The 21,348-nt window shown below is 38.9% G+C and carries 16 protein-coding genes; 13 read left to right on the forward strand and 3 right to left on the reverse strand.

The window, feature by feature from the left end; translation table 11 throughout:
• Positions 1–44: 44 nt before the first annotated feature.
• On the reverse strand, positions 45–248 hold the full coding sequence (cspD, locus tag NYE65_RS19290; RefSeq protein ID WP_034314240.1) for a cold-shock protein CspD: 204 nt from the start codon (positions 246–248) through the stop codon (positions 45–47).
• Positions 249–688: 440 nt separating this feature from the next.
• On the opposite strand from cspD, the gene NYE65_RS19295 reads away from it, so the two are divergent.
• The 7 genes from NYE65_RS19295 to nhaC all read left to right on the forward strand — a co-directional run bounded on the left by NYE65_RS19295 (position 689) and on the right by nhaC (position 10,954).
• Positions 689–832: a hypothetical protein gene (locus NYE65_RS19295; RefSeq protein WP_328178354.1), complete on the forward strand. Its 144-nt coding sequence runs from the start codon at positions 689–691 to the stop codon at positions 830–832.
• A 307-nt stretch (positions 833–1,139) separates the two neighbouring features.
• Positions 1,140–2,714, forward strand: coding sequence for a peptide chain release factor 3 (locus NYE65_RS19300; RefSeq protein ID WP_318261888.1), 1,575 nt, complete (start codon positions 1,140–1,142; stop codon positions 2,712–2,714).
• A 773-nt stretch (positions 2,715–3,487) separates the two neighbouring features.
• Positions 3,488–5,083: a DcuS/MalK family sensor histidine kinase gene (dcuS, locus tag NYE65_RS19305; protein ID WP_340861478.1), complete on the forward strand. Its 1,596-nt coding sequence runs from the start codon at positions 3,488–3,490 to the stop codon at positions 5,081–5,083.
• A gap of 1 nt (position 5,084) precedes the next feature.
• Positions 5,085–5,792: a response regulator gene (locus tag NYE65_RS19310; protein WP_328178352.1), complete on the forward strand. Its 708-nt coding sequence runs from the start codon at positions 5,085–5,087 to the stop codon at positions 5,790–5,792.
• Positions 5,793–6,083: 291 nt separating this feature from the next.
• Entirely contained in the window at positions 6,084–7,778 is a 1,695-nt protein-coding gene (locus NYE65_RS19315) for an NAD-dependent malic enzyme (RefSeq protein WP_340861479.1), read from the forward strand.
• 119 nt (positions 7,779–7,897) lie between these two features.
• Positions 7,898–8,845, forward strand: a complete 948-nt coding sequence (locus NYE65_RS19320) for an AEC family transporter (RefSeq protein WP_340861480.1) — start codon at positions 7,898–7,900, stop codon at positions 8,843–8,845.
• A gap of 729 nt (positions 8,846–9,574) precedes the next feature.
• Positions 9,575–10,954 (forward strand): Na+/H+ antiporter NhaC, encoded by a 1,380-nt coding sequence (nhaC, locus tag NYE65_RS19325; RefSeq protein WP_054397042.1) that lies wholly within the window; start codon positions 9,575–9,577, stop codon positions 10,952–10,954.
• A gap of 109 nt (positions 10,955–11,063) precedes the next feature.
• Here the strand turns inward: nhaC and NYE65_RS19330 are convergent, their stop codons facing one another.
• Positions 11,064–12,257, reverse strand: coding sequence for an FtsW/RodA/SpoVE family cell cycle protein (locus tag NYE65_RS19330; RefSeq protein WP_328178350.1), 1,194 nt, complete (start codon positions 12,255–12,257; stop codon positions 11,064–11,066).
• Positions 12,258–13,029: 772 nt separating this feature from the next.
• On the opposite strand from NYE65_RS19330, the gene NYE65_RS19335 reads away from it, so the two are divergent.
• The 4 genes from NYE65_RS19335 to NYE65_RS19350 all read left to right on the forward strand — a co-directional run bounded on the left by NYE65_RS19335 (position 13,030) and on the right by NYE65_RS19350 (position 18,003).
• Complete coding sequence (locus NYE65_RS19335; RefSeq protein WP_340861481.1) at positions 13,030–14,589, forward strand: aldehyde dehydrogenase family protein; 1,560 nt, start codon at positions 13,030–13,032, stop codon at positions 14,587–14,589.
• 260 nt (positions 14,590–14,849) lie between these two features.
• Positions 14,850–15,632, forward strand: a complete 783-nt coding sequence (locus NYE65_RS19340; RefSeq protein WP_340861482.1) for a TerC family protein — start codon at positions 14,850–14,852, stop codon at positions 15,630–15,632.
• A 353-nt stretch (positions 15,633–15,985) separates the two neighbouring features.
• Entirely contained in the window at positions 15,986–16,729 is a 744-nt protein-coding gene (sigI, locus tag NYE65_RS19345; RefSeq protein WP_034314203.1) for an RNA polymerase sigma factor SigI, read from the forward strand.
• The gene (locus tag NYE65_RS19350) at positions 16,726–18,003 is read left to right on the forward strand and encodes an anti-sigma factor domain-containing protein (protein ID WP_340861483.1); all 1,278 of its coding nucleotides are present in this window, start codon (positions 16,726–16,728) and stop codon (positions 18,001–18,003) included. Before sigI ends, NYE65_RS19350 begins: the two co-directional genes overlap by 4 nt.
• A gap of 51 nt (positions 18,004–18,054) precedes the next feature.
• On the opposite strand, the gene NYE65_RS19355 is transcribed toward NYE65_RS19350, so the two are convergent.
• Positions 18,055–18,246 carry an alpha/beta-type small acid-soluble spore protein gene (locus tag NYE65_RS19355; RefSeq protein ID WP_034314196.1) on the reverse strand — a complete coding sequence of 64 codons (192 nt, stop codon included), beginning with the start codon at positions 18,244–18,246 and terminating at the stop codon, positions 18,055–18,057.
• A 231-nt stretch (positions 18,247–18,477) separates the two neighbouring features.
• Here NYE65_RS19355 and NYE65_RS19360 point away from each other — a divergent pair, with 231 nt between their 5' ends.
• Positions 18,478–19,830: a TrkH family potassium uptake protein gene (locus NYE65_RS19360; RefSeq protein ID WP_328178347.1), complete on the forward strand. Its 1,353-nt coding sequence runs from the start codon at positions 18,478–18,480 to the stop codon at positions 19,828–19,830.
• A gap of 190 nt (positions 19,831–20,020) precedes the next feature.
• Positions 20,021–21,343 (forward strand): ATP-binding protein, encoded by a 1,323-nt coding sequence (locus tag NYE65_RS19365; protein WP_328178346.1) that lies wholly within the window; start codon positions 20,021–20,023, stop codon positions 21,341–21,343.
• The last annotated feature ends 5 nt before the right edge of the window (positions 21,344–21,348 follow it).

Raw genomic sequence — 21,348 nt, forward strand, 5'->3', positions numbered from 1 at the left:
TGGGAGGCATCCTTTTGCATCAATTATGTTTGTGTATCTATGCTTTAGAGTTTTACGACGTTTTTAGCTTGAGGTCCGCGGTTTCCTTCCTCGATCTCAAATTCAACCTCTTGACCTTCATCAAGGCTTTTGAAACCTTCTCCTTGAATGGCGGAAAAATGTACGAAAACATCATCTCCGTTTGGTACTTCGATGAAACCAAATCCTTTGTCACTATTGAACCATTTCACTTTACCTGTTACTGTCATTCGATGAATCCTCCTAAAAAGTTAAAAAATATTAATGGTGATGATTTTACCTAGAGGGAAAAATCAATTTCACACATTATCCAGCACCCTCATTCAAGTTAAAATTATCATACGATGATGCTTGATAATATGTGAAAGCCTACAGGAAAAATTACCACAATAACCTCTGGAGCAATTTCCAGTTTTTTAGTATATACCCACCTTTATAAAGGATAAAACAAATGGAAGTAATTTATACATTCCCATTTGGGGAAAATAATATTAGACAGGTTTTATATGGGGAAATATAACGATATTGTCGCGCGGGATTTTCCTTGATTGAAATTTGACTTGGGATTCCATGTCATTATGAAATGGCTTCATGGTGAAAACAGGAAAACAAGTTGGCATTAAAGTTTTCTGCGAAAATAATCGGGTATAGGATAAGAAAGAAAGGACTGATGAAAAATGAAGAAATTATTAAAAAGAGCTCTCATTTTTGCTGCTCCAATCATATTCAAGGAAGTAAAAAAACGCTGGAAGAACAAGCGGAATCAAAAATCGTTAAAAACTGCAAGGTAAATAAATACACCATGAATAAATGAACGGTAATCATATGTATCAAGATAAGGGGCGCTGATTAAGCGTCCTTTGTTTTGCATCTTAATAAATCCCCTATTGGTGTTTCATTCACCTCTACATCTTTCCTTCATATCGTGTTAAAATAGAAAGGTTGATTGAAATGAATGCTGAGTAGCCAATGCTTAAGCCTTATGATATATTTCTTCTTACATATATTGTGTATGATCAGGATTTTTGCATACAAAGAAAGGTTGCCATTCCAATGTAAAAAATACAGTAAACCTCCTATAAATTTTTTATTGATGACTCCAATAATGAAAGGAACATATTATGACTAATTTAAAAGACGAGGTTCAATCCCGACGGACCTTCGCAATCATCTCTCACCCGGATGCCGGGAAAACGACTTTGACAGAAAAATTACTGCTGTTTGGCGGCGCGATCCGCGATGCCGGAACAGTTAAAGCTAGAAAAACAGGGAAGTATGCAACCAGTGACTGGATGGAAATTGAAAAGCAACGGGGAATTTCCGTTACATCATCAGTCATGCAATTCGATTATGATGACTTCCGTGTCAATATTCTCGATACACCGGGCCACCAAGATTTCAGTGAAGACACATATCGTACACTGATGGCTGTTGATAGCGCCGTGATGATCATCGACTCGGCAAAAGGTATCGAGGATCAAACGGTTAAATTATTCAAAGTATGCCGAATGAGGGGTATACCGATTTTCACTTTTATCAATAAAATGGACCGACAAGGTAAAACGCCGCTGGAATTGCTTGCCGAACTTGAAGAGGTATTAGGAATAGAAACATATCCAATGAACTGGCCGATCGGGATGGGAAAAGACTTCGTGGGCATTTACGACAGGTTCAACAATAGGATTGAACAGTTCAAAACTGAAGGGGAAGAGCGTTTCCTTCCGTTGAATGAAGATGGTGAACTCGAATTGGATCATAAACTTAAGGATTCCCAGCTATATGAGCAAACTTTGGAAGAAATCATGCTGTTGACGGAAGCGGGTAACCAATTCTCTGAAGAAAACATTGCGAATGGAAAACTTAGTCCTGTATTTTTCGGAAGTGCTTTAACGACATTCGGTGTTCAGACGTTTTTGGATGCTTATCTGAAGTTTGCACCAGCTCCACAAGCACGGATGACAACATCAGGTGAAATGGATCCTGTCAGCAATGATTTTTCCGGTTTCATTTTCAAGATCCAGGCGAACATGAACCCAAAGCACCGTGACCGAATCGCCTTCCTTCGCATTTGCTCCGGTAAATTCGAGCGTGGAATGAGCGTCAACTTGAGCAGGACAGGGAAACCGATCAACCTTTCTTCCTCTACCCAATTCATGGCTGATGATCGAAACACTGTAAATGAAGCGGTAAGCGGAGATATCATCGGTTTATATGATACTGGTAATTATCAAATTGGCGATACGATTACCACAAGCAAAGACATGTTTCAGTTTGAAAGGCTGCCTCAGTTTACGCCGGAACTATTCATGAGGGTAACAGCTAAAAACGTCATGAAACAGAAACATTTCCATAAGGGTATTAACCAACTTGTACAAGAAGGGGCAATTCAGCTCTTCAAAACGGTTAGGATGGAAGAATATCTGCTTGGTGCGGTTGGGCAGCTTCAATTTGAAGTATTCGAGCATCGAATGAGGAACGAGTACAATGTTGAAGTCGTGATGGAGCGCATGGGCAGCAAGATTACACGCTGGGCTGAAGATGAAAAGCTTGATGAAAATCTTCATAGCTCAAGAAGCATCCTTGTTAAGGACCGGTTTGATAAATATGCATTCTTATTTGAAAATGAGTTTGCACTTCGTTGGTTCCAAGATAAAAATCCTGACGTTGAATTATATAATCCAATGGATTTGAAATAAAGAAGAAAGCCCGTGTTTTATACACGGGCTTTTTCCTTTATCTGGGGCATTGTTTAAATATCGAAAGGGTTTTTTGATAGTACCTTAAACATGTTTCCATACTTGGGAAAATGACGACCCTTTTTGGTCAAAAAGTCTAGATAGGGTAGAAGATTCTTGAGTACTCTCTTTATTACTTTTTTGTTTTGAAATCTGTTGAAAATGCGTGTATTTTAATCATTCCTCCTGTTTTAAACATGTCGATTTTAGATATACGGAAACATGGAGATAGAAGATGGTATACAGCTGTATTTTTGAAAATTAAATAGTAACTAATTGGAAAGGTTAAATAAGAAAATCATAGTAACTTCGAGCATTGTAAGAATTGCTGGGATATTCCGCTAAACTTCTTATGAACCGCATAATACTAATAGAAAACTTGTGGATTTAACCTTGGTGCAGGAGGAGTATAGCAAAAATTACTTATATTGAACTATCGAGGTAAGTTGGGGTTAAGACATTAGAGGGGAATAATTAATTTATATCCAAGCCTACGAAGGTATAGTCTGTTTTATTATTTGGAAAATATTGCGGTTGAATCAGTGTTTTTAAGGATACCATTAGCAAATGGTTAGGCTATATATCTCTTCTCTTAATTGATTTAAATCACCTGGCTACCTTTTTAAACTTGATACAGTACCGAATAATTGTGTGATATAAGCAAAATGAACATACTTAACATAAAAGTATCCCTTAAAGTTAATAGAGTTTTTAGACCAAAGAGGTGTGTAGAAGTGAAGAAAGGTAAATGGAGTCTACAGTTTACTATTATGATACTGGTGTGTGGGGTAGTAGCCCTCTCATTATTCATTACAGATATTCTCATTAGCCAAACAGTTGCAGATACTATAGAAAAGAGCCAGACTGAAAAAGCAGTAAACGTAGCACGCATGGCAGCACAAACCCCGCTTGTAATCGAAGCGTTAAGTGGAAGTGAGAACAATCAGGAAGTTCAGCAATTTACCAATAGGATAAAAAAATCGACAGATGTAGAATTTGTAGTAATAATCGATAATAATGGAATCCGGAAAACTCACCCCGATCCAAGTAAAATAGGAAAAAAATTTGTTGGAGGGGATGAGAAAGATGTATTACGAGGTAGAGAGCACATTTCTATTTCCAAAGGAACTTTAGGCAGGTCTTTGCGTTCTTTCACCCCTGTTTATGATTCAGAGGATAATCAAATTGGAGCCGTGGTGGTCGGTATTTCCCTTCACAAAGTTAATGAAGCTGTTTTAAAAAGCCGTTTTAATATTTATGTAGGAACCGCTTTTGGAATATTGACCGGAATTGCCGGCGCAATACTTTTGGCAAGGTATATTAAGAAAATATTATTTGGGCTGGAACCTTTTGCTATTGCGAAGGTTTTAAAAGAGCGAAATGCCATTTTACAATCAGTTCGAGAGGGAATCATAGCGGTAGATCAGAGTTCAACCATTACTCTCGTAAACAAAGCAGCTTTAAAGATATTTAAGAAAGCGGGCATTAATGAAAATCCAACGGGTAAAAAGGTAACTAGTTATATGCCTGACTCAAACCTGGATAGAATCCTGGAGACCGGAATAGTCGAATTAGATAAAGAGCAGGATTTAAAAGATAGTGTCTTACTAGTGAATAAGGTACCAGTATTTGTGAAGGATGAAATCGTAGGGGCCGTGGCTACATTTCGTGATAAAACAGAAATACATCTGCTGGCGGAACAGCTGACTGGAGTCCGCTTATATGCTGAATCGTTAAGGGCCCAGTCGCATGAATTCATGAACAAACTTCATGTAATACTTGGTATGGTGCATATGCATTATTATGATCAGCTTGCAGCATATATTAGTGATCTTGTTGACCACAGAGAAAACGAGATTGGCTTTATTACCAAAACCGTTAAAGATCCAGTACTAGCCGGTTTTTTAATTGGAAAACTAAGTTATGCAAGGGAAGCAGGTGCTAAGCTGGCATTATCCTCTGACTTTCAATTGCCCGAACCAGAAAATGCAGCTATTACTCATGAGCTAATTACGATAATAGGAAATTTGATTGACAATGCTATAGAAGCAGTAGAAAAAAGACCCGTTAAACGAATTGAATTAAAGTTTGATTATGCAGATGATATTTTAACTATTGAAGTTCATGATACTGGACAGGGAATATCTGATGCCAATCTTAATCATATCCTTCTAAAAGGATATACAACAAAAGGAGAGGACAGGGGGATTGGTTTATATTTAGTTAAGGCAAGCCTGGATAAGCTAGGAGGAGATCTCAATATTAGTTCAAAAGAAGGTCAAGAAACAACGTTTGTGGTTTATATACCATACAAAGCAAGGATGATGTAGGATGATTAAGGTAATGATCGTAGAAGATGACCCGATGGTTGCAGAGTTCAATAAGCGCTATTTGAATCAAGTCGATGGCTACGAATTAGCTGCTGTCTGTTCCTCAGTGGATCAAGCTCTGAATGTATTGGAAGATCAAAGAATAGGGTTAGTTCTATTAGACATTTTCATGCCTGGGAAAAATGGACTCGATTTACTCTCGCAAATTCGAGAAAGTGAAAAAGAGATAGATGTTATTGTCATTTCTGCTGCGTCGGACATTGAAAGGATTCAGAAAGCATTAAGACTAGGTGCTGTTGATTATTTAATTAAGCCGTTTGAATTTGACCGTTTTAACGCGGCCTTATCAGCATATCGGAACAAATCAGATTTTATTCAAGATAAAAATATGTTAAATCAAGAAGAATTGGATTATCGAATTTTACATCAAGAAGAAATTCATTTACCAGAGGAATTACCGAAAGGATTAGCTCAAGATACCTTAAGGATTATATGGAATGTGATACTGGTATTTAAAAATTCTCCCTTTTCAACAGAGGAAGTCGTAAATGTGGCGGGTATATCCAGGGTATCAGTAAGGAAATATTTAAAATTCATGAAGGATATCGGTGTCCTTGATGTTAAGGTAATCTATGGAACGGTAGGCCGACCAGTCTCCCAACACAAATTTAATGATGAAAAGAGCCATATTATTCAACGTTATCTGTAAGCAGCCAAAGTGCTGCTTACTTTTTTTAATTACATAATACTAAAATTAGTTAAATAAGCTAGTGTCCTCCGTAAATGACTACTAAGATATAGACTGGCGATTGAGTTATTTATAAATTTTTCACAAGATTGAACAAATAAGCAGTAATGAGGAAATATTTTTTTTGTGCTGTATATTTATTTTCCTTTTTACAGTTTTCTTTTAGTAATTACACTTCCCCAGGGAAGAATATACTCTATTGCCTGGTAATGATCATTTTTAAATATACATTTTTAGGAAGAGGGAACGTCTATGACAGCTTATGAAAAGACAAAAACGGGTTTGGATACAACTTTAAGAGGAAAAGGTGTTCTGTCAAACCCATTTATTAATAAAGGGGTCGCTTTCACTAAGGAAGAAAGAAAGGAGCTAGGATTGGTAGGCTTGCTACCATCCCAGGTGCTTACTCTTGAGGAACAAGTAAAAAGAGCTTATGAACAATTCTCCACTCAACCTAGCGATATTCGGAAGAATGGAATGTTATATGATTTATTTAATAGGAATGTGGTCCTGTTTTACCGTCTACTTAAAGACCATCTAAGTGAAATACTGCCGATCATTTACACACCTACTGTAGGAGAGGCTATTCAACAGTACTCCCAAGAATATCACCGTCCAGGAGGTCTTTACCTATCTATTGATAATATGGACGCAATGGAAGATGCATTTAAAAACCTGGACCTTTCATCTGATGATATCGATTTAATAGTTGTTACAGATTCTGAAAGTATTCTTGGAATCGGAGATCAGGGAGTTGGTGGAATTAACATAGCCATTGGCAAATTGGCAGTCTACACAGCAGCTGCGGGAATTGATCCAAGCAGGGTGCTACCTATTGTCCTGGATGTTGGTACAGACAATGAAAGCCTGATTAGTGATCCACTGTATATTGGTAACAGGTTTGGGCGTGTTCGCGGTGATGAATACACCGAATTCATTGATTTATTTGTTAAAATGTCTCAAGCCTTCTTCCCAAGGGCACTACTTCACTGGGAAGACTTTGGAAATATAAATGCACGAAATATCATCGATAATTATGGCGAGAAAATTCTCACTTTTAATGATGATATACAAGGTACAGGTGCAGTAACACTAGCCGCCGTAATATCTGCCTTACAAGTAACTGGTGTTCCTTTAAAGGAACAAAGGGTTGTTGTTTTTGGTCCAGGTGCAGCAGGAATCGGTAATGCTGATCAAATGGTTGAAGCCATGATCCTAGATGGCGTTTCCAGAGAAGAGGCATATGGTAACTTTTGGGCCGTCGATTATCGTGGATTGTTGATAGATGACATTCCAGATGTTTTGAAATTCCAAAAGTCGTATTGCCGGAAAGCTGAGGAAGTCGAGGACTGGGAGCGGAATGAAGTCGGAATTATTCCATTGCTAGAGGTAATAAAAAAGGTTAAACCAACCATCTTAATCGGCACTTCTGGTCAAACAGGGGCTTTCTCAGAAGAAGTTGTAAAAGAAATGGCAATGCACGTGGAACATCCTATAATTATGCCGATGTCAAATCCGACTTCCTTAGCGGAAGCTGTTCCTGAAGACCTTATAAAGTGGACTCAAGGTAAAGCCTTAATAGCGACAGGAAGCCCGTTTGATGATGTTGACTATAATGATGTGATTTATTCAATCGGACAATCTAATAATGCATATATTTTCCCAGGACTTGGACTTGGTGCAATTGTCGCAGAAGCAACAAAAGTCTCTAAGGGAATGCTTGCAGCAGCCTCATCTGCTGTTTCAAGATTATCGGATAGCAGTAAGCCTGGTGCTTCTTTACTCCCTTCAATCAAACAATTGCAAGAGGTTTCTAAATCTGTAGCCATTGAAGTGGCAAAGACAGCCATTGAAGAAGGCATTGCGAAAGCGGATATAACAGATATTGAAAAAGCAATAACAGAATCCATGTGGAAGCCGGAGTACAAAACTATTCGTGGGAAATAAATCCAGATTATTTTGTTGTCTCAAAAGAAAGGGGATCCGTTTTAGGGGAATCTCCGTATAAGTCAGTCATAGTAATCTTTTAAATAGGACAATTTTTTGGAAAGAGAAGTGCATCTCGAGTGAATATTGGGAATATATTTTTAACATTAATACCAATCTTTTTTACAATTATTATTGGTTATTTGGGTGGGTATTTTAAAGTTTTTAATTCAGAATCATCCAAAGGGCTTAACACGTTAGTTACAAAATTTGCATTACCTGCACACTTATTCATTGGGATCACAACAACCTCAAAACAAACCTTAATTAATCAATGGTCATTTTTCTTAACTATGACCATAGGTGTTATTGGCTTTTACATGATCCTTTTAATAGTGGCTCGTTTGGTGTTTAAATTCGATTTAACTAAAGCATCTATGTTTTCATTAAACGCAACTCAGCCAGCCTTTGCTTTTATGGGGATATCTGTATTAGGCAGCTTGTTTGGGGCGCAAGAGATAGCTATACCTATTGCGATTACCGGTATTGTGGTGAATGCCCTTCTGGATCCATTAGCAACAATAGTTGGTACGGTCGGACAATCCGGATTGGGTAAATCTAAAGATGAAAAAACAAACATTCTGGGTATCGTTTTGCATGGTCTTAGCGAACCGCTTGCATGTATTCCCTTACTTGCTGTTGTATTAACACTAGTAGGGTTCCAGGCACCGGATATCATAAAAAATGCGCTCGATCAAATTGGGTCAGTGACATCTGGGGTTGCATTATTTGCTGTTGGTGTAACCGTGGGTATCCGTAAGATTAGCTTACGACCAATTGCTTTTGGTATTTCCATTTTAAAAGTTGTGGCTATTCCATTATATATGATTCTGGTTGCTCATCTAATTGGCCTTGATCATGCAGATACAATTAAAGCCATTTTGCTAGTATCATTTCCGGGATCTGCTGTAGCGGCAATGATTTCAACTAGATTTGATTCGTTATCAACTGAAACAGCATCTTCATTTGTAATTAGTACCATTCTATCCTTAATTACATTACCTATCTATATATCCTTGTTAATGTAGCCTTCTAAGTATCCATCCTTCTTGGATGGATACTTTTCAACGGAAGTTTGTGAAATACTTAACAAACTTATTGTATAATATTAACCTTTTTTTGAAAAGAGGAGATGTTGGCTATTTTTATTTAAGGCTATGTTAAAGGTAAATTAATAAAATAGATAGTTTAAAAGGTATGGATAGCGTTTTAATAAAGGTATAAGCCCAGGAAAATGCGTAGCAAAAAGTATCAATTGCAAAAATTCGCTATTAATCAAAATAAGATTATAATAAAAGAATTTGTGTAATTACACATTCGAATGCAGCAGTTGATGAAATTTTAAATCTAAATCTTCGGCGTACAGGAATCATAGTTAAAAGCCAAGTTATCTATGATCAGGAACGGTTTGCTGTTCATTTAGGTGGGACTGCGACATAACTGAAAGAATTGTAGGGACATCGGTATTGGATTAAGACAGGGCCTTATGGGGGGCAAAGCAAAGAAGAGGACTTATATCTTAGGGTATACTAGGCTGAGCCGATACGAATCAAAGTATGGGTTTTCGTTTTGTGATAAAAAGGAATGAAGAATCGAATTCTACTAAAATAGATTATTATTCCTTTGACAATCACCTGAAACTCCTTTATATTTAGCTAGTAACTTTAGTGCTTAAAAGCGTTTCAGTAATTATGAGGAGTGAAAAGGTCCGATCCTTACCTCAGTGAATAAACAACATGAAAGCGGGGAAATACATCATGCGTCTTGAAGATGCAAAGCTAAAACTCTCCTTACCTGAAGCAATCGGGGTTTTGGCAGTTCTTTTCTTAATCATTGCAACTGGCATCATTCATTATGGACTTGCCCCCCATATTCCAATTATAGCGGCACTCCTATTTCTATTTGTTTATGGAAAGTTCAAGAAGCTGCCATTTTCGATTATGGAGGCAGCTATCGTCAAAGGTGCAGGCACTGGTATGGGAGCCATCTATATATTCTTTTTCATTGGAATGCTGATTTCGATCTGGATGGCAAGCGGGACAATCCCTACCATCATGTTCTATGGGTTTGACTGGATTTCTGGTGAATATTTCTATGCAATCACATTTCTGGTGTGTTCGCTAATTGGGCTCTGTATCGGGAGTTCACTTACAACATCAGCAACAATCGGCGTTGCTTTGATAGGGATGGCGGCGGCGATGGATTTATCGTTGGCTATTACAGCCGGTGCTATCATTTCCGGTGCATTTCTTGGGGATAAAATGTCTCCATTATCCGACTCTACCAACCTTGCATCAGGAACGGTTGGAGCACCATTATTTGAACATATTAATAATATGCTTTGGACTACGATTCCAGGTTTTTTCATATCGCTTATCATCTTTTACTTCCTTTCACCGAATGTCAAAGTTGCTCGCGTTGAGGAAATCGAAGCCATGACCAAAGCCCTGGAAATGGAAACGAATATAAGCATATGGAGTTTGATTCCGTTTGTCATCGTTCTAATCATGGCTTTGAAAAAGGTGTCAGCGATTCCGACATTGTCAGCAGGTATCATTTCGGCGGCTGTCATTGCTTTCATACAAACCCCAAGTTTGACGGTTGCAAAACTAGCGGATATCTTATACGGCGGTTTTGTACTGAAGAGTGGAATGGAACAACTTGACTCAATCCTATCGCGGGGCGGAATTGAAAGTATGATGTTCTCCGTTTCGATGGTGTTGCTGGCATTGGCGATGGGCGGACTATTGTTTGAATTGGGAGTCATTCCTTCTATTTTAAATGCAATCCAGGATTCATTGACGAGTGTAGCGAAAGTGATTTCCGCTACTGTATTTGCAGGAATCAGCGTGAATTTCCTAGTGGGTGAACAGTATTTGTCAGTTATACTGCCTGGGAAAGCTTTTCAGCAGAAATATGAAGATTTAGGCCTGCAGCCCAAAACGCTTGCGAGGGTACTTGAAGATGCGGGAACAGTTGTGAATCCTTTGGTTCCTTGGGGTGTCTGCGGTGTATTCCTGACACAGGTATTGGGTGTTTCAACCCTTGAATATGCTCCGTTTGCATTTTTCTGCCTACTTTGTCCTTTGCTTAGCCTGATTTCTGGCTTTACTAAAATCGGTATCCATTATAAATGAAAAAACAGGCGGTCGGATTCGACTGCCTGTTTTTTTGTGATAACTTCCATAACCTTACAGAGAAGGGGAACCCCTGCCATGAACAGAAATGCCAGGGGTATTTGATCGTTTACTTTGAAGATGCGATCTCATCTTTTGGGATGGATACGACTTTTTCTTTCTGTTCAAGTAAATTCATTCGCATGACGACATTTTGGAATATGCCCATTGAAAGCATAAGCAGCAGTAAGGAAGATCCTCCATAACTGATGAATGGAAGGGTGATCCCTGTAATTGGGATAAGTCCGGTCACTCCGCCGACGTTGATACCGACTTGAATGCCGATCATGGATGAGATGCCGATCAATAAAAGACTTCCAAATGGATCTTTGCATTTGGCTGAAAGTACAAATCCCCTCAGGACGATAAAACCTAGTGTCAATAGAACGAATCCCACTCCGAATATCCCGAGCTCTTCTGCAATGACGGCCATGATGAAATCAGTATGTGATTCAGGCAGATACCCGTATTTTTGTACACTGTCACCAAGTCCCACTCCAGTAAGGCCGCCGGAACCTATGGCGAATAAGGAATTCACGAGTTGATACCCGCTTTCTCCTGCCTTTCCGAAAGGGTCTGCAAACCCGGTAAAACGAGATATCTTATTTTCAGTAAGAACGGCTGAGAAATTTCCTGTCACGAGTACCCCCAATGCAAATATGGCAACGAATATCGCAGTGATCAAAGAGAGTTTGAATATACTCTTAAAAGACATCCCGGATGAAATGATCATGGTACTTGAAATCAGGAAAATGACCGCTGCCGTTCCATAGTCAGGCTGTATTCCGATTAAAAAGCAGATGAATACCAGAAAGAAAATCGGCGGGATGACGGCTTTATCAATACTATTGATTCGATCCTGCCTTTTTCCGTAAATGGCTGCCAGATAAATGATCATGGCTAACTTGGAAAATTCCGCAGGTTGTATCGATGCTGTCCCTAACTTGAACCAGCTTGTGGCATTTCCTGCTGTATGGCCGAAGACAAACAACAGGAAAAGGATACCGGCCATGCCAAACATCATAGACATCAAGAACATTTTGTTTTTGTACATCTTATAAGGAAGAATCATCGTGACGATCATTGCCACGAATGAAATGAGAAAGGCCGTTTTTTGTTTCTCAAAGAAGAAATCCATGGACTGGCCGTATCGAGCGACAGCAGTGATCATGCTCGAACTGTAAATCATGACTAAACCAAACAAACAGAGTAATACGACAGCGATGAAAATAGGGAAGTCGTATGCTTTAATTATTCTTTTCACTTGTGCGCTCACCTCAAATATGTATGCGCGAAAAAATCGCCTTCTTATATAGTAACGGAAAATCGGTTATATAGATAATAATTTTTATTCGATAATATGAATTTATCCTCCATTACCCAGTATTAAACACTAAAACCGATAAACTTGTCTGCCGGATTATCAGAATTTCGATTCTTATATACACTACCTTCGATAAAAAAGTGAATATTCCTTTTTATAACGAAGAATTTTTACTATATATTCCATTTCGGGGTGCTATCATGTCTGGAAGATTAAGTTAATGGTATTTGCGAAGGAGATGGATTTCATGGAGCTTCACCAATTGAGTTGTAAAACGTGATGTGATGCAGTGGCTACTGTAAACTGTAAACGAATTTGTTAGTGTAATTCATCTTAAGGGGAATACACCGATTAAGCGGCAGGGAGTCGGTCAGGAATCTTATGAAGAGAAAGAACCGGTTGTGAAGTTGGTTCCAAGCGATTATATTATACAGGCTGCTGTGTCTCTGGCATTATATAAAGAGGGTTCAGGGAGAATTTTCGTACGGTTAGTGAAGTATAAGAACGTATATCTGTTCAAGAAAAAGAGCTCAGGGGCTCTTATCAATTCTTCCAGGCATCCTAATTTCACTTTAAAAAGGGCGTTTTGACAGCTGTGCAGCCGATAAGTTTTGCTGCATTTCAGAGGAGGTGTTCCTCCTGGTCGATCTTTATTTAAAGCATAAAAATGATATGGAGTACCGATAAAAAAGTTAAAGCAAGGGGAGTAGTTATGGAAGAAATACATGACAAGTTGGAAGTGTTTTCTCCGGCAACAGGTGAGAAGATTGCGGAAATCGTCCCAACACCATTGAAGTCGATTCCTCAAATATATATGAAATCAAGACATGCGTTCCAATCATGGTCGAATCTTCCCATCAAGGAACGGCTGCACTATTTAAAACGGCTCCGTTTATTGATGGTTGAAAGGATGGATGAAATAGCAGAAGTCATTTCAAAAGATGCGGGAAAAGTGAAAATTGAAGCGCTGGTTGCTGACATCATGCCAACGATCGATGCAATCAAGCATATCGAGAAACATGCAGTGAAAACTCTTTCCGGACGGAAGGTCACCACTCCACTCTTGTTAATTGGTAAAAAATCTTATGTCCATTATATGCCCCGTGGAACGATTCTCGTCATTTCACCATGGAATTATCCGCTGCAGCTTTCCATGGTTCCCATTCTTAATGCCCTAGCGGCTGGAAATACTGTCATCGCCAAACCATCAGAGGTAACTCCTTTAGTTGGGGCGTGCATCGAAAATCTGTTTCTTGAAGCTGGTTTCCCAGAAGGAACTATACAGTTTGCCCATGGAGGGAAAGAATTGGGTGCGGCATTAACTGGGCAAAAACCAGATTATATATTTTTTACTGGATCTGTAAGGACCGGAAAAATGATTGGTGAGGTTGCAGCAAGAGACCTGATCCCAACGACTTTGGAGCTTGGCGGTAAGGATCCGATGATCGTTCTGCGTGATGCTAACCTGGAACGGGCTGTGAACGGGGCTCTTTGGGGGGCTTTCACAAATAGTGGGCAGGTGTGCATGAGTGTTGAAAGGGTTTATGTGGAACGTCCTGTTTATAAGGAATTCCTGATGCTTCTTAAAGAAAAAACGAAGTCCATGAGGCAGGGGGTGCAATCGCACGATGATATCGGTTCAATGACTTTCCCTAAACAAGTCGATATTGTGGCTGACCAACTGGAGGATGCACTGAATAAAGGGGCCGTACTTGAAACCGGAACACCTCCGAAAGAGTGGAAAACGGGGCAGACCCATTTCATTCCGCCGACGATTCTTTCCAATGTCGATCATTCCATGAAAATCATGAAAGAAGAAACGTTCGGACCCGTGTTGCCTGTTGTGCCTTTCGATACGGAGGAAGAAGTGATCGCCCTGGCAAATGAAAGTGAATATGGACTCAATTCCAGCGTTTGGACAATGGATAGGGAAAAAGCAAGTCGGATTGCGTCACGGTTAGTAACCGGTGCGGTGACGATCAATGATGTGCTGATTACGGTTGCTAATCATCATTTACCATTTGGCGGTGCCAAACAAAGTGGGGTTGGCCGCTATCATGGCGAGCATGGATTGAAGATTTTCTGCCATGAAAAAGCAATCATGATCGATAAAGGTAAAAACGATACAGAAATACAATGGTATCCATATGAAGGGAAATACACGAGTTTTTTATCGCTGTTTCAGAACTATTTTTCTGCCAAACCGAACTGGATTCGTTTCGGCAAAGAATATTTATCGTTGATAAAATTATCCAAAAGGAACAGAAAATGAGATCCATTTATAAAAAAAGATTGTTATTTTCATAACGAGCGCGTATACTATTAATATACTTAATAACTGATTTTCCTTTTCAAAGGGGAGTAGCGTTAGGGTTCGCCCTAAAACAAAGTCGTCATTACGTGAATGTTAAACATTCATCGGCTTTGTTGACATGATTTCATGTTCAGCAAGACCTTTGCCTATACGGCAGAGGTCTTTTTCTTTTTGCCAATGCCAATAGGAAGGAAATACCACTATTGGAGGTTGAATGGATGGAAGCATCAATGTTATTGGAATATGGCTGGGTCCTTCTTATCTTGGTTGGATTAGAAGGGATACTGGCTGCAGATAATGCAGTCGTCATGGCTGTCATGGTTAAGCATTTGCCAAAAGAACAACAGCGGAAAGCCTTGTTTTATGGTCTGATGGGAGCTTTTGTTTTCCGTTTTGCCAGTCTATTCCTTATTTCCTTTCTTGTCGAGGTGTGGCAAGTTCAAGCAATCGGTGCGATTTATTTACTTTTCATCGCTTCTCAGCACATTTACAAAAAATACGCTGGTAAAGGTGAGAAGGAAATCACGAAACCTAAAAAGCAATCCGGCTTCTGGATGACCGTGGTAAAGGTTGAAGCGGCTGATATCGCTTTCGCAATCGATTCCATGTTGGCTGCCGTCGCGCTGGCTGTTACACTTCCTGCAACAGGCTGGATGAAAGTCGGCGGTATTGACGGAGGGCAATTCGCTGTCATGTTCCTCGGCGGCATGATCGGGTTGATCATTATGCGATTTGCAGCAAATGCGTTCGTTAAGCTGCTTCATCGGCGTCCTTCACTTGAAACGGCAGCATTTTTGATTGTGGGTTGGGTTGGTGTGAAATTGGCGGTACACACACTTGCACACCCTTCACTTGCTTTCATTGATCATCATTTCCCTGAATCAACTCTTTGGAAATCGATTTTCTGGACTGTATTGATTGGAATTGCAGCAGGTGCATGGATCATTTCAAGCAAAAAAGAAAAAAAAGAGAAAGAAGAGAAAAAAATACAGGAAGCGTAAAAAAACAGGCGTGCCGGTCACGCCTATTTTTTTTGCTTCTTAAAGTATTTATGGGATGACCCTCAAAAGCGCAGGTATGTTTACGAATGATATGTTAAAAGATGTGAATATTAAATTCCGGTTATAAAAATGACAATTGTCCCATTGTATTGGGCAAAAAAACGGAAAAAGATATTTTACTGTAATTGCACTGTAACAAACGAGAAAAAACTAAGTATTTTATCATGTTGATAAATTGTATGATTTCATTTTTATTGCAAAAATAGTTCTTTTGGTACTGTCTTTTAGACTCCCTCCGCTTAAGATAAGTATGTTGATGCGTATTTTATGTTCAACAGGAGCGAGGTGAGCAAATGCTTGGTTTGTTGTTTACAGCATTCAAAAAAAAGCGTTCTTTAGAAGAAACCGTATTGAAAATTCAACAAGGCGATAATAGCCTTCGTAATGATACTATAGAGTCATTCAAACCTTTTATTGCAAAAACAGTCTCATCGGTTTGCAAACGTTACATATACGAATCAGATGATGAATTCAGTATTGGAATGATTGCTTTTAACGAGGCAATTGAAAAATACTCCCCGGAAAAAGGCCGTTCTTTATTGGCATTTGCCGAAACCCTCGTTAAACGAAGGGTTATAGATTATTTAAGAAGCCAGTCCAAACAAAAAGAAATCCTATTGGATTTAACACTGAATGATGAGAATGATCAAAGCCAAATATATATCGATAATGAAAATTCCATCAATGAATACGAGATGCAGAAGGAATCGGAAAGAAGAAAAGAAGAAATTCAGCTTTATATAAGCCATCTAGAGGATTTTGGTCTGTCATTTGAGGATTTAGTTGAAAACTCTCCCAAACATGCAGATGCCAGGAAGGGAGCTATTATGATCGCTAAATTGTTAATGGAAGATGACGAACTGAAGGAAATCCTTTTTGCAAAAAAGCGGCTGCCCGTAAAACAGCTTGAGGGAAAAGTGGAAGTAAGCAGAAAAACGATTGAACGGAACAGAAAATACATCATTGCCGTGGCAATCATAATAAACGGAGATTTTTTGTATTTGAATGATTATATAAAAGGGGCTATCGATGAATGAAAAAAGGAGTTATTCTTTCAGTTAATAAACGATTTGTAACCCTATTGACCCCCGAGGGTGAATTTCTGAAAACCAAAAGGCAGGAAAGGGAATATGAAGTGGGTGAGGAAATCACTTTTTCACCTGCAAAACAAAAATTCACTTTAGCCTTTTCCAATATTCATTCATCTTTCAAAAAAACGGCCGTGCTAAGCATTGCCTCCACCTTCCTGATTCTCTTTTCAATTCTTCCTTCTTATTTCTCTGGTCCTGTGTCGGCATATATGACGATAGATGTGAATCCAAGCATTGAATTGGAGCTTGACGATGATTTAGAAGTTCTCAAGCTTACAGGATTAAATGAAGACGGAAAGCTTGTGATCGGTCAGCTGAAGGACTGGAAAGGCAAGGATATAAAGGCTGTCACAAACCGAATCGTTGAAACGACGAAGCAACTTGGTTATTTGAAAGGAAATAAACAAATAGTCGTTTCCACAACGTTAATGGAAAAAAATAAAGAACTGGATAAGAATTTAAAAGAGGAGATAAAAGAAATATCTGAGCAGGATAATGTTTCCAAAACAAAGATGAAAGTGATCCAGGCAACAAAAAGCGATCGGAAGCAAGCTAGGGAACAAGGCATATCCACGGGTAAGTATCTCGAAAAGAAGTTGAATGAAGATAAAGATAAGATAAAGGTCAATAAGAGGGAGCCTGCCCCGGCGCCAGTTAAAAAAGTCGAGGAAAACGTTGTTATTCCGAAAGAAAAGGGCGTAATGTTAAGTGCGGAAAACAAATCGGATGGAGAAAAGAAAAAAGAGAATAATGAAAATGAAATAAAACAAAAGCCGGCGAATGAAGCCAAACCGACTGAACGGAAAAACGCGGGAGTTACCGAAATTAAGGAACAAACTGAACGGGAAGATACAAGTGGAAAACGGAATGCGATAAATGGATATAAGGAAAAAGGCAACGAGTCAAAAGGGAAATCGGATAGATATCACAGCAACCAATCAAAGGACAAGCAGAAAAATGAACAGAATGATAAAAAGTTCGATAAAAAAAAAGTCTCATCACTCAAAGAAAAGAATAGTGATGATTCTATAAAGCCCGACAATAAAAATAAGCAAAATAAACAGGGTAGGCATGATAGACAAGATAAACAGGATACGCAGGATAGGCAGGAAAAACAAGTTAAACAAGGTAAACAGGGTGAGCAGTATAAACAAGATAGGAAAGATTGGGATAAGTCGAAAAGGGGTAAAGGCAATAATGGAAATGGACATAATCATTAAAAAGAGTCCAGCATGCAGCTGGACTCTTAGCCATGGATATTTAATTGTGAATTATTGACCTTTAAGTTGAGATTGTGCTTGTTGTACAAGACGTTTCGTGATTTCTCCGCCAACTGAACCATTGGCACGTGCTGAAGTATCGGAACCTAATTGTACACCGAATTCAGATGCAATTTCATATTTGATTTGTTCTAATGCTTGTTCGATTCCTGGAACAAGAAGGTTGTTACTGCTGTTAGCCATTTGAATCTCCCCTTTACTTTTTCAACGGCTTTTGCCGCTGTAATGATAGTATAAGTAGAATGTGGAGTTTTACTTATGCGAGCAGCATCAAACTTATTGGTAAACCTGCCTTTTTGTTGTAAGTAAGTCAGTTTTAAAAGAGAATGGAAAAAAGAATGAAAAAAGGGTAAACTAGATTTTTAATGGTTATGTGTTTGCATAACTATAAAGGAGCAAGAAAGGAAACTCTTTATGTTTGCTATCAAAAAATTATTATCAAAGTTAACACCAGCTCAGCTTATTGTCGGTTATTATGTTTTGGCAGTCAGCATCTCGACGGTACTGTTGAGCCTGCCAGTCGCTCTTAAGCCAGGCGTGGAATTTGGATTCATGGATGCTTTATTCACAGCCGTAAGTGCAGTTAGTGTAACAGGTCTAACAGTTGTAAGTTTGCCCGAAGTGTATAATGAGGTAGGCTATTTCATTCTCATGTTCGTTCTCCAATTTGGCGGTATTGGCATCATGACACTCGGAACCTTTTTCTGGCTTATAGTGGGCAAGAAAATCGGCTTGAAGGAAAGACAATTGATCATGACAGATCAAAACCAATCGAATCTTTCCGGTCTTGTTAAATTATTGATCCAAATCATTCAGATATTTGTCGTAATTGAAATGATAGGGGCTCTCGTTTTAGGCATTTACTTTCTGAATTATTTTCCAAACGGGAAAGAAGCCTTTTTAAATGGCTTATTTTTAGCCGTAAGTGCCACCACGAATGCTGGTTTTGATATTACCGGTATATCGATGATTCCATTTAAAGACGATTATTTTGTACAGTTCATAACGATTATCCTGCTTACCCTTGGAGCCATTGGGTTTCCTGTCTTGATTGAGCTGAGGGAGTTTTTGTCCAATAAGGCACGTACTTATAAGTTTCATTTTTCTTTGTTCACGAAGCTGACCTCAGTCACTTTCTTTTCCCTTATCGTTGGGGGAACGATCCTGATTTATATTCTGGAAATTAATGGGTTCTTTAAAAATAAGAACTGGCATGAATCGTTCTTTTACTCATTATTTATGTCCTCCAATACGCGGAGCGGCGGGTTGGCAACCATGAATGTTAGTGACTTTTCGGAACCGACCCTTTTGTTGTTGAGTATATTGATGTTCATTGGAGCCTCCCCAAGTTCAGTCGGGGGAGGAATCCGGACAACTACACTGGCCATCATGATTCTATTTTTATGGAATTTCATGAGAGGAAGGCGTTCCATAAAAGTTTTTAAACGGGAGATTCATCCCGATGATATCCGAAAAGCGACAGCGGTTATGATCATGGGATCGCTTCTTTGTATAATGGCGGTCTTCATATTATCCATTACCGAAAATTTCACTTTGATGCAAATCATTTTTGAAGTATGTTCGGCTTTCGGTTCAGTCGGCCTTTCGATGGGAATTACACCTGACCTCAGCAATACCGGTAAAATTGTCATTATGATCATTATGTTCATTGGCCGTGTTGGGATAACCTCCCTCCTGTATATCATAGGCCATAAAGAAGTTACGGAAAATTTCCATTATCCAAAAGAACGCGTCATCATTGGGTAAATGATTTAAGTTGAACAGTGACCTTTCCACCCTTGGGAAGGTTTTTTGTGTTGTTTGCAGGAATCATGGATAAAATGTTGAAATTTACCTATAAGTGAGTGTCCTACCATTTCAAATATGCATAATTTGATCCCTTACTTGGAATTCGATCGGATGAAGTATAAATCATTTTGGTAAGGAGGTGGAGAATGTGAAGAAATATACTGGAAGGATCATTGTCCCTGTTCTTTTTTTTGTATTGATATTACCCTATGTAGGGTGGCTGGGTCATGAAGAACGCGGTTTTTCCGCCTTTGCAGGAATATATTTAGTCGTAATTTTAACCATAGCCTGGTGTTTGGGTGCCATCTATGATCATAAACGGAAAACGATAGCTTTATTGCAGGATAGTGAAGGGCGTTATCGCATTTTCTCCAATTACTCTAAAGAATTGGTCAATAGCTTCAATGAGGTTATTTTCCAAACGGATGATAAAGGAAAATGGTTGTACCTAAACCCGGCATGGAAATCGATGAGTGGTGCATCCGTGAATGAATCCCTGGGGCTTCACTTTTCTAAACATATGGATAACAAATCTTATCAAGACGTATTAAAGGCCTTTGCGGACTCCTTTCATCGAGGGGATAAATATTTTCGTGCGGACATTAAACTAAATGCGAAAAAGGGAACAAGCTGGGTGGAGGCATTCGTTAAACTTATTTACGATGACGCTGGGAAATTCATCGGGACGGCGGGCATATTATCGGAAATTAATGAACGTAAACATGCGGAGGAAAAGCTTGTGAGCCTAAACGAACATTTGGCAATCACATCAAGCAAGTTATCAACGGCTGCCCAACTTGCGGCTGGGATTGCACATGAAGTCAGGAATCCGATGACGGCGATAATGGGATTCGTGAAGCTGATTAAAGATGGCGGTGCCGAAAAAGAGGAATACTACGATATTATTTTTTCGGAAATAAATCGAATCGAGAAAGTGCTGAATGAACTCTTGCTGCTATCGAAACCCACTGGGGCGGTATTCCTTGAGAAGGATATAAAGGAAAGCTGCAACCATGTCGTAACGCTGTTGGAGACAAATGCTGTACTGAACAATATTCAAATTCATAAAAATTATGATTCAGAACCAATTTTTATGTACTTTGATGAAAACCAAATCAAGCAAGTGCTAATAAACATGATAAAAAATTCCATAGAATCGATGCCGAATGGCGGAAATATTTTTGTGAGCATAAATGAAAAAAATGGGGAAGTTTTTTTGAGCATTTTGGATGAAGGGGATGGTATTCCGGAAAACTCTCTTCAAAAAGTAGGAGAACCATTTTTCACTACAAAAACATCAGGAACGGGTTTGGGTCTTTCCGTTTGTTTTAGAATCATCGAAAAGCATGGAGGAAAAGTATTCATCACAAGTGAACTGAAAAAAGGTACGAAAATCGTTTGTATATTTCCAACCGTACAACAAAAGCAATATAGTGAGAACGAAAAGGTCAAGATGCGGGATTTTGAATGACAAGA

The organism is Peribacillus sp. FSL R5-0717 (assembly GCF_038002945.1).
Taxonomy (GTDB): domain Bacteria; phylum Bacillota; class Bacilli; order Bacillales; family DSM-1321; genus Peribacillus; species Peribacillus frigoritolerans.